Genomic DNA, 14221 nt, shown 5'->3' with positions numbered 1-14221 from the left:
GATCAGCCGCCCATAGAGCGTGTTGAAGAGCCGGTCGCGCTACGCTGCATGGTGGTCTGTTTTGCCACAGACTCGCCGAAGCCGCCGCGGGTAATGGTGCTGGTAGTCGCGGGCTTTGGTGCCATCGCCGTTTTTGGTACGGTCGTGGTGCGGCCAGGCGTTGCTGCGCCGTAGTTTTTACCGCTGGCATCGGTGTATTTGCCGTATGCCGGGCTGTTTGGGTTTTTGGAGCTAAACAGCGGCTGCTGCTGGTAGCCCGCGCCGCCGCTCATCATACGGCCCATCATGTAGCCTGCCATCAGCGGCATCCAGAAGCTGCCGCTGGACTGCGCCTGCGCCTGGTTTTCTGGCGCCATGCCTGCCTGAGCAGGTGCCTGCTGGCACTGGCCTTCGCCGAATTCAGCGACACAGTCTTCGCGCGAGGCGTATTTCGGCGCGGTGCGTTCCGCTTCTTTCAGGGCGTTGTTATAGGCAGTCGTACACTCAGCGGCTTTGCCGGTGGCGGTAGAGCAGTCGTCGGCGTTCTGATACATCGAGACCGTTTCGTCGCTTTGCTCACAGCCTGCCAGCATAAAAACAGCCGTGATCGCAAAGGCAACAGGAGTGAGGTGACGCGCGTTCCAGCTTTTGCGGAACGAGGCGTGATTAATCGTTTTTGTCCGTTTCATCTTTGTCTTCCAGGACCCAGTGGTAATAACGCTCAGGATAGAGGATGAGTGGTTGAAAATGAAGCGAAGAGGGGGATTAAGGGGGATCTTTACGTTGGCTTACGTTTGGATGTGATAGGGGTTCCCTCTCCCGAAGGAGAGGGAGGGTAATGCTTAGTTACGGAACGGATTGTTACCGCTGCTGGCAGGTGCGGTTGTACGTGCCGTAGCAGGCTGTGCTGCTGGCGCGCTGTTTTCACCGTTAAAGTTATCTACGGCGGCGGTCTGCTGCGGGTTCTCCGGCGCAACGCTTTCAGGTGACGTTGATACCGGTTTGCCCAGCGCGCTGTTCAGCGACTGCAGATCCTGCTCGTTCAGGGTACCGAGCGCCTGCTTGATGTTCAGCTGGTTAATCAGGTACTGGTAACGGGCGCTGGAGAGCTGCTGCTTGGCGTTATACAGCGTGGTTGTTGCGTCTAACACGTCAACGATGGTACGCGTACCGACGGAGTAGCCTGCTTCCATTGCGTCCAGGGAGCTCTGAGCAGACACAACGGCCTGTTTATAGGCGTTAATGCTGCTGATGGACGCGTTCACGTTGTTGAAGGAAGAACGCACGGTCTGCACCACGTTACGGTGCGCGCTCTCCAGCTGTTCGCTTGCGCCAACAAAGTTATATTGCGCCTGTTTGACCTGAGAGTTTACCTGACCGCCCTGATAGAGCGGCAGAGAGAAGCTCAGGCCCACTTTATTTTGCCCCTGGTTGCTGTCGTCATACTGGGCAGTATTGGTTTTAGAACCGCTGTAGGTGGTATCAGATACGCCGGTAGACGCGCTGAGGCTCAGGGTTGGCAGATGACCGTCCTGCGCCTGGCGAATCTGCTCGCGGGCCAGATCCTGGCTCAGACGTGCCTGCAGTAATGCCAGGTTGCGGTTTTCCGCTTCTTTCAGCAGGGCATTAACGGCCTGTGGCTTATCGGTTTTAAAGCTGTCTACGTTCAAAGATGCCAGCTCAGGGTAATAGTTACCGGTGACCTGACGCAGTGATTCCAGCGCGTTGTCGAGGTTGTTACGCGCGGTCACTTCATTTGCCAGAACGGTATCGTACTGTGAACGGGCGTTCTGTACGTCAGTGATGGCGACCAGGCCCACGTTGAAACGCTGGGTGGTTTGATCCAACTGACGATAAATTGCCTGTTTCTGCGCTTCGGTGTAGGAGAGCGCGTCAATCGCGCTCAGCACGTTGAAGTATGCTGTCGCGGTGTTCAGAATCAACGTCTGCTGATCGGTCTGATAGGTTACATCCTGAATGCCTGCGCTCTTTTCCTGCAGGGTCAGGGCACGCCATTTGGACATATCAAACAGGGTCTGGGTCAACTGCAGCGATGCGCTGGTGGCGTTGGAGTTAATGCCATTGGAGTCGCGGAAACCGTTGCTGTAGGTGTAGTCTGCACCTAAGCCCAACTGCGGCAGCAGTGGACTACGTGCTTCGTTAATCTTTTCAAACGCAGCATCACGATCGGCCGCTGACTTACGTAAATCAGGGTTGCCCAGACGTGCCTGCTGGTAGACCTGTAGCAGGTTCTCTGCCTGGCTCATTGCACTGAAGCCCGTCAGGCTCAGGCCGATAAGGATGGGGAGCAATTTCTTCATTTGCATTCCTTGTTGTGAAGCAGTATTAGCGCTGATCTAATTAAAAATAATTGCCGATTCTAACAGAATCATCCACACCAAAAGGTTGGCGTTACGTGCCATCTGGCGGTAATTTGCACCAATCTACCATATAGCCTTTGAAACGGCAGCCAAACAGCCTTGAAATTCACAATTTCATCACCATTGCTACCAGGACTCGACCCATGGAAAAACCAGAAAAGTTGCCAGTGACATTCGCCAAAAACGATGTAGAAATTATTGCACGAGAAACGCTTTATAGCGGTTTTTTTTCAATGGATCTTTACCGTTTCAGGCATCGCCTGTTCAACGGTGAGATGAGCGGTGAAATCCGCCGTGAAATTTTTGAGCGCGGGCACGCTGCAGTCTTGCTACCCTTTGACCCAGTGCGCGATGAAGTTGTGCTTGTAGAGCAGATCAGGATTGCCGCATACGACGTCAGCGACACCCCGTGGTTACTGGAGATGGTAGCCGGGATGATCGAAGAGGGTGAGTCGGTCGAAGACGTTGCCCGCCGTGAGGCGCTGGAAGAGGCGGGTCTGGCTGTCGGCCGCACGAAGCCGGTGCTGAGCTACCTGGCAAGCCCGGGCGGCACCAGCGAGCGCTTGTCTATTATGGTGGGTGAAGTGGACGCCACGACCGCGGAAGGCATTCACGGTCTGGCTGATGAAAACGAAGATATTCGGGTTCATGTGGTAAGCCGGGAGCAGGCTTACCAGTGGGTAGAAGAGGGGAAAATCGACAACGCAGCGTCTGTCATCGCCCTGCAATGGCTGCAGCTGCACTATGAGGCATTACGAAACGAGTGGAAAAAATGAAGCGCTATACGCCTGACTTCCCAGAAATGATGCGCCTGTGCGAAACCAATTTCGCCCAGCTGCGCCGCCTGCTGCCGCGAAATGACGCACCCGGCGAAACGGTAAGCTATCAGGTGAGCAACGCGCAGTATCGATTAACGATAGCAGAATCAACGCGCTACACGACGTTGGTAGAAATTGAGCAAACGGCACCCAGCATTAGCTACTGGAGCCTGCCGTCGATGACGGTGCGTCTCTACCACGACGCGATGGTCGCTGAAGTGTGTTCAAGCCAGCAGATCTTTCGCTTCAAAGCGCGGTATGATTATCCGAATAAAAAGTTGCATCAACGCGACGAAAAGCATCAAATTAACCAGTTTTTAGCCGACTGGCTAAGATATTGTTTAGCACATGGAGCAATGGCGATTCCGGTTTGTTAGCGTCATAAACCTACCTAAGGACACCATTTGGAAAGCCTGTTGAACCTGACTGTTGCTGGTGGGGCGCCAGTCAGGATATTACAAATCACCGATACCCACCTGTTTGCCGAAAAGCATGAAACTCTGCTGGGCGTGAACACCTGGGAGAGCTATCAGGCGGTACTAAGCGCGATCCATGCCGAAAATCGTGCCTGCGATCTGATTGTCGCAACGGGCGATCTGGCGCAGGATCAGTCCTCCGCGGCCTACCAGCATTTTGCTGAAGGTATCGCGAGCTTCAGCGTGCCTTGCGTCTGGCTGCCGGGCAATCATGACTTCCAGCCTGCGATGTTTAGCGCACTCCATGAGGCGGGGATCTCGCCGGCGAAGTGCGTGTTCGCGGGTGATAACTGGCAAATCCTGCTGCTCGACAGCCAGGTATTTGGCGTACCGCACGGTGAACTGAGCGAGTTTCAGCTCGACTGGCTTGAGGCTAAACTGGCCGCCGAGCCAGAGCGAAACACGCTGCTGTTGCTTCATCATCATCCCTTACCGGCTGGCTGTAGCTGGCTCGATCAGCATAGCCTGCGCAACTCTGCGGCGCTGGATAGCGTGCTGGTGAATTTCCCCCGGGTGCAAAACCTGCTGTGCGGGCACATTCATCAGGAACAGGATCTCGACTGGAATGGCCGCAGAATGCTGGCAACGCCGTCCACCTGCGTGCAGTTCAAGCCGCACTGCGCCAACTTCACCCTGGACACCATTGCACCGGGCTGGCGCTGGCTGGATCTGCATGCCGACGGCACGCTGACGACGGAAGTCTGCCGCCTGTCCGGCGCCAAATTCCGTCCTGACACCGCTTCAGAAGGCTATTGATGTCTACGCTTCTTTATCTTCACGGGTTTAACAGCTCGCCGCGTTCCGCGAAAGCGACGCAGTTTAGCCACTGGCTGAGCGAGCATCATCCAGACGTTGAGATGATTGTTCCGCAGCTGCCGCCTTACCCGGCGGATGCGGCGGAGATGCTGGAATCAATCGTGCTGGAACACGGCGGCGAATCATTTGGCGTGGTCGGCTCGTCGCTGGGCGGATACTACGCCACCTGGCTATCGCAATGCTTTATGTTGCCCGCCGTCGTGGTTAACCCGGCGGTACGTCCTTTTGAGCTGTTACGCGACTTTCTCGGGCAAAACGAGAACCCCTACACCGGACAGCAATATGTGCTAGAGTCACGCCATATTTACGATCTCAAAGTTATGCAGGTAGACCCGCTTGAAGCGCCCGATCTTATCTGGCTGCTGCAGCAAACGGGTGATGAAGTGCTGGATTACCGCCAGGCAGTGGCGTATTACGCATCCTGCCGCCAGACTATAGAGGAGGGCGGAAATCATGCTTTCACGGGCTTTGAGGATCATTTCACCCAGATTGTCGATTTTCTTGGACTGCACAGCCACTGACAATCAATGCGAATTGCTAGTTTAAATCATGACGCAAACCTATAACGCTGATGCCATTGAGGTACTCACCGGGCTTGAGCCGGTTCGCCGCCGCCCGGGGATGTACACCGATACGACGCGCCCAAACCACCTGGGCCAGGAAGTTATTGATAACAGTGTGGACGAAGCGCTGGCAGGCCATGCCAAACGCGTTGACGTCATTCTGCACGCCGATCAGTCGCTGGAAGTCATCGACGACGGGCGCGGCATGCCCGTGGATATCCACCCGGAAGAGGGTGTGCCTGCCGTTGAGCTGATCCTCTGTCGTCTGCACGCGGGCGGTAAGTTCTCTAACAAGAACTACCAGTTCTCCGGTGGCCTGCACGGCGTGGGCATTTCCGTGGTGAACGCCCTCTCCAAACGCGTGGAAGTGAACGTTCGACGCGACGGGCAGGTGTACAACATCGCGTTTGAAAACGGCGATAAAGTGCAGGATCTGCAGGTTGTCGGCACGTGCGGTAAACGCAACACCGGCACCAGCGTCCACTTCTGGCCTGACGAGAGCTTCTTCGATAGCCCGCGCTTTTCGGTTTCTCGCCTCACGCACCTGCTGAAAGCCAAAGCGGTGCTGTGTCCGGGCGTGGAAATCACCTTTAAAGACCACGTTAACAACACCGAACAAACCTGGTGCTACGCCGACGGTCTGAACGACTATCTGTGCGAAGCGGTAAACGGCCTGCCGACGCTGCCGGAAAAACCGTTCGTCGGGAACTTTAGCGGCGATACCGAAGCCGTGGACTGGGCGCTGCTGTGGCTGCCGGAAGGCGGCGAGCTGCTGACCGAAAGCTACGTCAACCTGATCCCAACCATGCTCGGCGGTACTCACGTCAACGGCCTGCGTCAGGGGCTGCTGGACGCGATGCGCGAGTTCTGCGAATACCGTAACATCCTGCCGCGCGGCGTGAAGCTGTCGGCAGAAGACATCTGGGACCGCTGCGCCTACGTCCTCTCCGTGAAGATGCAGGACCCGCAGTTTGCCGGGCAGACCAAAGAGCGCCTGTCGTCACGCCAGTGCGCGGCGTTCGTTTCCGGCGTGGTGAAAGACGCGTTTACCCTATGGCTGAACCAGAACGTGCAGGCAGCAGAAATGCTGGCCGAAATGGCGATCTCCAGCGCCCAGCGCCGTCTGCGTGCCGCCAAGAAAGTGGTGCGTAAAAAGCTGACCAGCGGCCCTGCGCTGCCGGGCAAGCTGGCAGACTGTACCGCGCAGGATCTCAACCGTACCGAGCTGTTCCTCGTGGAAGGGGACTCGGCGGGCGGATCGGCCAAGCAGGCGCGCGATCGCGAATATCAGGCGATCATGCCGCTCAAGGGTAAGATCCTGAACACCTGGGAAGTCTCGTCTGATGAAGTGCTGGCCTCGCAGGAGGTGCATGATATCTCGGTGGCGATCGGTATCGATCCGGACAGCGACGATCTGAGCCAGCTGCGCTACGGCAAGATCTGTATCCTTGCGGATGCGGACTCCGATGGCCTGCACATCGCCACGCTGCTGTGCGCGCTGTTTGTGAAGCACTTCCGCACGCTGGTGAAAAACGGCCACGTCCACGTGGCGCTACCGCCGCTGTACCGTATCGATCTCGGTAAAGAGGTCTATTACGCGCTGACGGAAGAAGAGAAGGCGGGCGTGCTGGAGCAGCTGAAGCGCAAGAAGGGCAAACCGAACGTACAGCGCTTTAAAGGGCTGGGCGAGATGAACCCGATGCAGCTGCGTGAAACGACGCTGGATCCAAATACCCGCCGTTTGGTTCAGCTGACCATCAGCGACGAAGACGAACAGCAGACCAACGCCATGATGGATATGCTCCTTGCCAAGAAGCGTTCGGAAGACCGACGTAACTGGCTGCAGGAGAAAGGCGATATGGCGGACATTGAAGCCTGATGCTGAAAAAGCCCTGCGATGCAGGGCTTTTTTTTGCCTGGTGGCGCTGCGCTTACCGGGCCTACGATCGATCCCCTCGCCCCTCTGGGGTTAGGGTGAGGGGAACTCCCCGCACTGACGTCAAAACTCCATCTTCACCGTAAACTGCACTTCGCGCGGGTCGCCAATCTGGTTGCCCAGGTTATTGGTCGCAATCGACGACGTGTAGTAGGTCTTATCGAACAGGTTTTTCACGTTCACCTGCAGCGTCACCGGATACTGCAGCTTCATCTTATACGCCGCAAACGCATCCGCCACGAAATAGCCCGGCAGATAATAATCCGCGCCGTTGGTTGCCGAGCGGCGGCTCACGCCGTGCCCGCCGCCGCCAATCGTCAGGGTATTACCGGCAAACGCATTCTGAATATCGTACGTCAGGAACAGAGAGCCGGTATGGCGCGGCACGTTCGGCAGCGGTTTACCCGCGTAGTCCGGGTCTTCCAGCACCTTCGCATCGGTATAACCGTAGCTGGCGATAATGTTGGTATTCTCGGTCAGCGATCCGGCGAGATCCACCTCCACGCCCTGAGATCGCACGCGGCCCGCGGTTTTGGCGACGGTTTCATCACCCACGCTTTCGGTATACAGCACGTTACGCTTGTGGATATCAAACAGCGCGATGTTGGCAGTAATGCCGTCGAACAGGTCAAACTTAGCGCCGATTTCATAGGCGTTTGAGGTCTCAGGCGGCAGGTCGCCAATGTAGCTCGCGATGGACGACTGCGGCATAAACGTCTGCGAATAGTTGGCAAAGAGCGACACTGCTGGCGTCAGCTTGTAAACCAGCCCCAGCTTCGGCGTCCACTGGTCGTCGCGGCTGTCGGTATTCACGTTAAACGGACGGCCTTTCCCCGCGTACTGGGTGTAATACTGATAGCGCAGACCGGCAACGGCGATCCATTTATCGGTCAGGTACAGCGCGTCCTGCGCATAGGCAGAATAGCTCTCCTGCTTGATGGTCTGATCGCTGTCCGACGCCGAGACGGTGGTGCACTTGTCGAGGTTGCCATAAACCGGATGGTAGATGTTGAAGCCTTTGACGTTCTTACAGCGCATCATATCCGAGCGCAGCAGATCGTAATTCTCATACGACACGCCGGTCAGGATCTCGTTGTAGAAGCCCGCAATATCGACGTTCCCCTGCAGATCCGCACGCGTCGTATGCATCCGCTGGGTCGAACCCTGGGTGGCATCCACGCGGCGGGTCAGGTTGCCGGTTTTCGAATCGTAGGCCATCACGCGGGCCTGGTTATCGCTGTATTTATCCTGGCTGTAGCTGTAGTCGAACTTCGCGGTCCACTGGCTGTTAAGGCGATACTCCGCGTTGAGCTGAGCGAGATCGGACTGTCCGTCGGTCACGTTGAACGACTCGTCGAAGCGGGTTTTGCGATCGACGTCGACGGCCTTTTTGGTATTGAGATCGAAGATCGTCCCGCGATCGAACGGCGTTTTATAGTCGCGATGCGAATAGAGCACCGTCACGGTGGCATCATCGCCGAACCAGGTCAGCGATGGGGCGATAAAGGTGCTGCGCTCGGTGCCAAAATTGCGCCAGTAGTCTTCGTCCTGATATTCACCCGTCAGGCGATACGCCAGGCGCGTGCCGTCAATCGGGCCCGTGACGTCAAACTGTCCGGTGCCGCCGCCAAAGCTGGTCGATGTGGCGGAAAGCGAGCCGCCAAAGGTTTTCTCCGGGTGTTTGGTTACCACGTTAATCAGCCCGCCGGGATCGAGAATGCCGTACAGGGTCGATGCCGGCCCCTTCAGCACCTCCACGCGTTCGGTTGACGCGTTAAAACTGCGCGGCAGCACGGTGCGCAGGCCGTTGGTCATGATGGAACCGTCGCGGTTCGCGCCAAAGCCACGGCGCACGAAGGCATCCTGCGTGCCGCCCAGGGTGTTGGTTTGCACCACGTTGCTGACGTTGTACAGCGCCTCGTCGAGCGTGGTCGCGTTTTGATCTTCCAGCACCTTGTCGCTGACGGTATTCACTACCTGCGGAATATCCAGCATCGGCATGTTGGTCAGCGTGGCGGTAGAGGTATTCAGGGGCTGATAGCCGTTGGTGGCGTCAACGGTAGCATTCGGATCGGCGGTAACGGTCAGGGTATCGCCGTCTTTTGCCGCTGCATGTATCAGAGGTGCCATAAACAGAAGTGAAAAGAGCGCGCGCCCTTTTACCCCAGAGAACGAAGGTGTGAACTTAGCCATTACATCTGTTTTCCCAAAATATCCACAAGGGAAGGCTTGCGGAAGAATGTGTGAGTCATTGCCCTTACGGTCTGTTCGTTAGCCATTGCGGCATCGAACTTGTAATTGAGAATCATTCAAACATGAGCGAATGTAGTAGTAAATGGAAAAAAGAAAAAATTGGCTACAGTGAACTTATTCACCTCAATGCTTTTGGGTGTGTTGTGTAATCGATTGAAATTATGTGATTAAATTTAGATTCATCAGATGTGTATCTTGACGTTTAACCCTGGCTTTTTAAGGGTGTTTCTTCTCTTGACTACTACATGAGGCGGCGGCAAACTCTCAAAAGAGAATGAGTTTTATTTTTATTTATTAGCTCCATTATTACGTTGGCGTTCACGTGGCTTACAACACCAAAAAGTCGGGACTGGTTCTTGAAAACCTTTCTGCGGGCTATCAGAAAAAAATCATCGTTGATGACATCTCCCTTGCGATCCCCCGGCAGAAAATGACCGTACTGGTGGGTGCCAACGGCTGCGGAAAATCCACGCTGCTGAGCACTCTCGCGCGTCTGCTACAGCCCCTCGGCGGCAGCGCGGTGCTGGACGGCAAAGCCATTCACGAACAGCCAACCAAAGCGGTTGCCCGACAGCTGGGCATTTTGCCGCAGTCTCCGCTGCTGCCGGAAGGGTTGACCGTGTTTGAGCTGGTGTCGCGCGGGCGCTTTCCCTGGCAGAATTTTATGCGCCAGTGGAGCGATGAGGACGAGCAGGCGGTTGAGGAGGCGTTACGCCTGACCGGGACGGCAGAGTTTGCCCATCTGCCGGTAGAAAGCCTGTCCGGCGGCCAGCGCCAGCGCTGCTGGATCGCGATGGTGCTGGCGCAGCAAACGCCCTACATCCTGCTGGATGAACCCACAACCTATCTCGATCTTCGCTATCAGGTGGAGATCCTCGAGCTGCTGCACGCCCTGACGCGCCGGCACGGGCGCACCGTGGTGGTGGTACTGCACGATCTCAACTTTGCCGTGAACTACGGGGATTCGCTGGTCTTTTTACGCCAGGGGAAAGTTGAAGGCGTATTGCATGAGGGCGATGCCTGCACGCCTGAACTCATTAAGGCGGTGTTTGATGTTGACGTGCATATGTCGGTTAACCCGCTGACCGGAAAGCCGTTTTTTATGCCGTTTCGCCAGGCTGCCGACAGGTCATGATGCGAACCTCGCTGGCATTTATCCTGTTCACGCTGCTGCTGGTGATGGGCGCGATTGCGCACCTGGGCATTGGCGCACGCTTTATCGCCCCGCAGACTGTGGTGGAAGCATTCTTCCATTTCGAGCCGCGCAATTTCGACCATAACGTCATCATAAAATTAAGACTGCTGCGCCTTTGCGCCGCGATGGTGACGGGTGCTGCGCTCGGCGTGGCGGGCGTACTGCTGCAGTCGGTGATCCGCAACCCGCTCGGCGAGCCGCATATTCTGGGGCTGAACGCCGGGGCGGCGCTGGCGGTAGTGCTGACCAGCGCTCTTGGGCTGTCGCTGCCGTTTGGGCGTCCGCTCGTTGCCGCTGCGGGAGCCGCCGCGCTCTTTTTGCTGGTGCTGCTGTTCTCCTCATCCGGACGCACCGGCCTCACGCCGATGAAGGTCACGCTGTGCGGCGTGGCGATGTCGGCCTTCGCCTCGTCGATTACCGCCGCGGCGCTGATTCTGGATGAGCAGACGCTGCTCGCCATGCGGACCTGGCTGGCGGGGGATTTATCCGGGCTAAACGGGGATACGATCGGGAGCGCCGCGGGGCTGGCTGCCGTGGGGTTTGCGCTGGCGCTCTGGCTCTCGCCGTCGCTGAACATGCTGGCGCTGGGCGACAGGATGGCGCAGGGGCTTGGCGTATCGCTGTTAAAAACCCGGCTGTTCGCGCTGCTGGCCATCGCGCTGCTGTGCGGCGCGGCGGTTTCTGTTGCCGGTCCAATCGGGTTTATCGGACTCGTGGTGCCGCAGCTGATCCGCCGCCTGGTATCGGTAGATTTACGCGTGATGGTGCCGCTTTCGGCCCTGTGCGGGGCGCTGGTTCTGCTGCTGGCGGATATCGCCGCCCGCACGCTGTTTACGCCGTATGAGCTGGCAACCGGCGTCATGACCGCGCTGGTGGGGGCGCCGGTCTTTATCCTTATGGCGTCGAGGATGTTCAAATGAACCGGGCTGGACTGCGTGCGCTACGCGTCGGCATTTTCTCGGCGCTGATTCGTCCGAGGGCGCTGGCGTGCCTGGCCCTCTTATTGCTGATAGCCTTCCTGCTGGTCACTTTTGGCCTCACCCACGGCTCCCTGCCCATTCCCGCCTCTGCCATCGGGCGCGCGCTGGTTTATCCGCAAACGCTGGATGCAGAGACGCATTACATCGTCATGGATATTCGCCTGCCGCGCCTGCTGATGGCGGTGCTGTGCGGCGCGATGCTCGGCACGGCGGGTGCGGCGATGCAGTCCATCACCCGCAATGGCCTGGCCGATCCTGGCCTTATCGGCGTGAAGGAGGGCTGCAGCGCGGCGGTGCTGCTGCTGATTTTTGAGTTTCCTGCGCTGGGGCTGTACTGGCGGCCACTTATCGGTATGGCCGGCGGGTTGCTGACCGCGCTGCTGGTGGTGGCGCTGGCCCGCGATATCTCGCGTCCCCGGTTCATTTTGATCGGCATCGGCGTGTCGTGGGCGTTTGCCGCCGCGATGGGGATCTTCATGACCACCGCCGACGTGCGCGACGTGCAGACGGCGATGCTGTGGCTGGCCGGAAGCCTGCACGCGGCAAACTGGACGCTGGTCGGCACTGCGGCTGCCTGGGCAGCGCCCGCGTTCGCGCTGCTGCTCTTTACCGCGCGCGCCGCCGATGTCGCGCTGCTGGGCAACCAAACCGCGACCGGCCTTGGGGTGCGTACCTCTCGCCTGGCGTTGCTGCGCGTCTTAGCGCCCGTTGTGCTGACCGCGGCCTGCGTCTCGTGCGTGGGCAGTATTGGCTTTGTCGGGCTGATCGCGCCGCATATGGCGCGCCTGCTCCTGCGCGGTGGGCAAACCGCGCTGCTGACGGGAAGCGCCGTGCTGGGTGCGCTGCTGGTGCTGCTGGCGGATAACGTCGGGCGTCTGGCATTTCTTCCGCTGCAGCTGCCGGCGGGAATAGTAATTTCAATGATTGGCGGACCGTTTTTCCTGCTGCTGCTCTGGCAGCGTCGGGACACATTTTAGGGGAGTGTAATGCGCGTACTTTTTTCGATGCTGCTGCTGGTGGGCTTCGCCGTCGGGGCGGCGGAGCCGACGCAGACGTTTACGGACGATCTGAACCGCAAAGTGGTGGTGCCGGTGCATCCGAAGCGGATCGTTTCTTTGCACGATCTGGATATCACCATTCCGCTGATCGAGCTTGGTGTGCCGCCGATCGCCAGCCATGGCCGCACCCGACCGGACGGCAGCCATTTTCTGCGCTCCAGCGGCATGTTAACCGGCGTCGACTTTGATAATTCCGACATCAAGTTTATCGGCACTGCGGATATCGATATCGAAGCCATCGCCGCCGCGAAGCCGGATCTTATCATCACCGAGCCGACCCGCAGCACGCCGGTAGAACAGCTGGAAAAAATTGCCCCGACGGTGAGTATCGATCACCTTGACGGCGGCGCGCCGGAGATCTACCGCAAGCTGGCGCAGCTGACCGGAACGCAGGCGCGGCTAAAGGTTCTGGAACGTCGCTACGAGGAGCAAATCAAGGCCCTGAAAGCAACGATCGACACCAGCAGGCTAACCGTCTCGGTGATTCAGGCTAATCAGGGAAAAATTAACGCCATGCACAGCTATCACTCGCTCGGGCGCGTGCTGCGCGACGCCGGGTTCAGGTTCCCGCCGCTGATTGAGAGCATCCCTGAGGGCGGGCGCATCGACGTCAGCGCCGAGCGCCTGCCGGAGCTGGACGCCGATTTTGTCTTTGCCACCTGGCGCGGGGATACCGGGGGTAAACCGCAGGACGAGCTGGCGGCGATGGATGCGGTGATGCCGGGCTGGTGTCAGTTTCTCAACGCCTGCCGAACCGGGCATTACGTGCTCATCTCCCGCGAGGAGGCGATCTCAAATTCATTTGCCTCGCTGGGGCTGATGGCCGCGCAGGTGCAGTCGCAGATAGCGGGCCGTCCGCTGCCGGAGGCGTCACGTTGAGCCGCAAAGTCGATGTTTACGGCGACCGCTTTCGAGCGCGGGCGCACCAGCTGACGCCGCGCCTGCTGCAGGTGGCGCGCTATATCAATGAGAACCGGGAAGCGGTGATGGAGCAGACGGCAATGGAGATTGCGACGATGCTCGATACGTCTGATGCCACCGTCGTGCGCGCCATTCAGGCGCTCGGTTTTGCGGGGCTGCGCGATCTGAAGCAGACGCTGGAGCAGTGGTTTGGCCCGGTGATCACCTCCAGCGAGAAGATGTCCACCACGGTGAATACGCTCACCAGCGACGTTAACGCGAGCATCGATTTTGTGCTGGAAGGGCATCAGCACACCTGTAACGTCTTGTCCCAGCCGGACAATCGCTATGCGATGGCGCAGGCCGTATCGCTGCTGGCGCAGGCGAGGCAGGTCGCTATTTTTGGCATTGGTGCATCCGGCATTCTGGCCGAGTACACCTCTCGCCTGTTTAGCCGTATAGGTCTGCCTGCGATCCCGCTTAACCGCACCGGCATTGGCCTCGCCGAACAGCTTATTGCCTTACAGCGTGGCGACGTGCTGGTGATGATGGCGCAAAAATCTGCGCACCGGGAAGGGCAGACCACGCTGCGCGAAGCGAAGCGTCTGGGCATTCCCACCATTTTGCTGACCAACGCCACCGACTCGCGATTCAGCAAAGAGGCGAGCGTGGTGATCCACGTTCCGCGCGGCGGTGAGAAGGGCAAAATACCGCTGCACGGCACGGTGCTGCTGTGTCTGGAGATGATTATTTTGTCCGTCGCCTCCACCGAGCCGCAGCGCACCATCAGGTCGATGAAGCGCATCAACGAATTTCACCGTGGGTTAAAGCCGGGCAAGAAAAGCGGTTGATTTTCCCCCTCTCCC

General features: G+C 58.2%; 13 protein-coding genes. 10 read left to right on the top strand and 3 right to left on the bottom strand.

Annotated features, from left to right (window positions below; genetic code table 11):
- Positions 1-2: 2 nt before the first annotated feature.
- Both VPX56_RS19430 and tolC read right to left on the bottom strand, forming a co-directional pair.
- Positions 3-668, bottom strand: coding sequence for a DUF1190 family protein (locus VPX56_RS19430; RefSeq protein WP_326468405.1), 666 nt, complete (start codon positions 666-668; stop codon positions 3-5).
- A 153-nt stretch (positions 669-821) separates the two neighbouring features.
- Positions 822-2300 (bottom strand): outer membrane channel protein TolC, encoded by a 1479-nt coding sequence (gene tolC, locus VPX56_RS19425; protein WP_131633488.1) that lies wholly within the window; start codon positions 2298-2300, stop codon positions 822-824.
- A gap of 203 nt (positions 2301-2503) precedes the next feature.
- On the opposite strand from tolC, the gene nudF reads away from it, so the two are divergent.
- The 5 genes from nudF to parE are packed head-to-tail and all read left to right on the top strand — an operon-like array spanning position 2504 to position 6912.
- Positions 2504-3136: an ADP-ribose diphosphatase gene (gene nudF, locus VPX56_RS19420; protein WP_326468402.1), complete on the top strand. Its 633-nt coding sequence runs from the start codon at positions 2504-2506 to the stop codon at positions 3134-3136.
- Positions 3133-3555: a DUF1249 family protein gene (locus tag VPX56_RS19415; protein ID WP_045330081.1), complete on the top strand. Its 423-nt coding sequence runs from the start codon at positions 3133-3135 to the stop codon at positions 3553-3555. The genes nudF and VPX56_RS19415 overlap by 4 nt, the downstream gene beginning before the upstream one ends.
- Before the next feature lie 27 nt (positions 3556-3582).
- A complete protein-coding gene (cpdA, locus tag VPX56_RS19410; protein WP_131633490.1) occupies positions 3583-4410 on the top strand; it encodes a 3',5'-cyclic-AMP phosphodiesterase in 828 nt (275 codons plus the stop codon).
- Positions 4410-4991 carry an esterase YqiA gene (yqiA, locus tag VPX56_RS19405; RefSeq protein ID WP_326468398.1) on the top strand — a complete coding sequence of 194 codons (582 nt, stop codon included), beginning with the start codon at positions 4410-4412 and terminating at the stop codon, positions 4989-4991. The genes cpdA and yqiA overlap by 1 nt, the downstream gene beginning before the upstream one ends.
- A gap of 28 nt (positions 4992-5019) precedes the next feature.
- Positions 5020-6912, top strand: a complete 1893-nt coding sequence (gene parE, locus VPX56_RS19400; RefSeq protein WP_131633492.1) for a DNA topoisomerase IV subunit B — start codon at positions 5020-5022, stop codon at positions 6910-6912.
- 120 nt (positions 6913-7032) lie between these two features.
- Here the strand turns inward: parE and VPX56_RS19395 are convergent, their stop codons facing one another.
- A complete protein-coding gene (locus VPX56_RS19395; protein WP_326468396.1) occupies positions 7033-9162 on the bottom strand; it encodes a TonB-dependent siderophore receptor in 2130 nt (709 codons plus the stop codon).
- A gap of 382 nt (positions 9163-9544) precedes the next feature.
- On the opposite strand from VPX56_RS19395, the gene VPX56_RS19390 reads away from it, so the two are divergent.
- From VPX56_RS19390 to VPX56_RS19370, 5 genes are read left to right on the top strand one after another with little or no spacing between them, the layout of a single operon-like run.
- The gene (locus VPX56_RS19390) at positions 9545-10357 is read left to right on the top strand and encodes an ABC transporter ATP-binding protein (protein WP_263611233.1); all 813 of its coding nucleotides are present in this window, start codon (positions 9545-9547) and stop codon (positions 10355-10357) included.
- Entirely contained in the window at positions 10354-11337 is a 984-nt protein-coding gene (locus tag VPX56_RS19385) for a FecCD family ABC transporter permease (RefSeq protein ID WP_263611234.1), read from the top strand. The genes VPX56_RS19390 and VPX56_RS19385 overlap by 4 nt, the downstream gene beginning before the upstream one ends.
- A complete protein-coding gene (locus VPX56_RS19380; protein WP_326468394.1) occupies positions 11334-12374 on the top strand; it encodes a FecCD family ABC transporter permease in 1041 nt (346 codons plus the stop codon). The genes VPX56_RS19385 and VPX56_RS19380 overlap by 4 nt, the downstream gene beginning before the upstream one ends.
- Positions 12375-12383: 9 nt before the next feature.
- Positions 12384-13334 (top strand): iron-siderophore ABC transporter substrate-binding protein, encoded by a 951-nt coding sequence (locus tag VPX56_RS19375; RefSeq protein ID WP_326468392.1) that lies wholly within the window; start codon positions 12384-12386, stop codon positions 13332-13334.
- Positions 13331-14206: a MurR/RpiR family transcriptional regulator gene (locus tag VPX56_RS19370; protein WP_263611237.1), complete on the top strand. Its 876-nt coding sequence runs from the start codon at positions 13331-13333 to the stop codon at positions 14204-14206. The genes VPX56_RS19375 and VPX56_RS19370 overlap by 4 nt, the downstream gene beginning before the upstream one ends.
- Positions 14207-14221 lie beyond the last annotated feature (15 nt).

The sequence above is a fragment of the Enterobacter wuhouensis genome (assembly GCF_035835995.1).
In the GTDB taxonomy this organism is placed as follows: Bacteria; Pseudomonadota; Gammaproteobacteria; order Enterobacterales; family Enterobacteriaceae; genus Enterobacter; species Enterobacter wuhouensis.
This window is presented reverse-complemented; position numbering and strand designations above follow the sequence as displayed.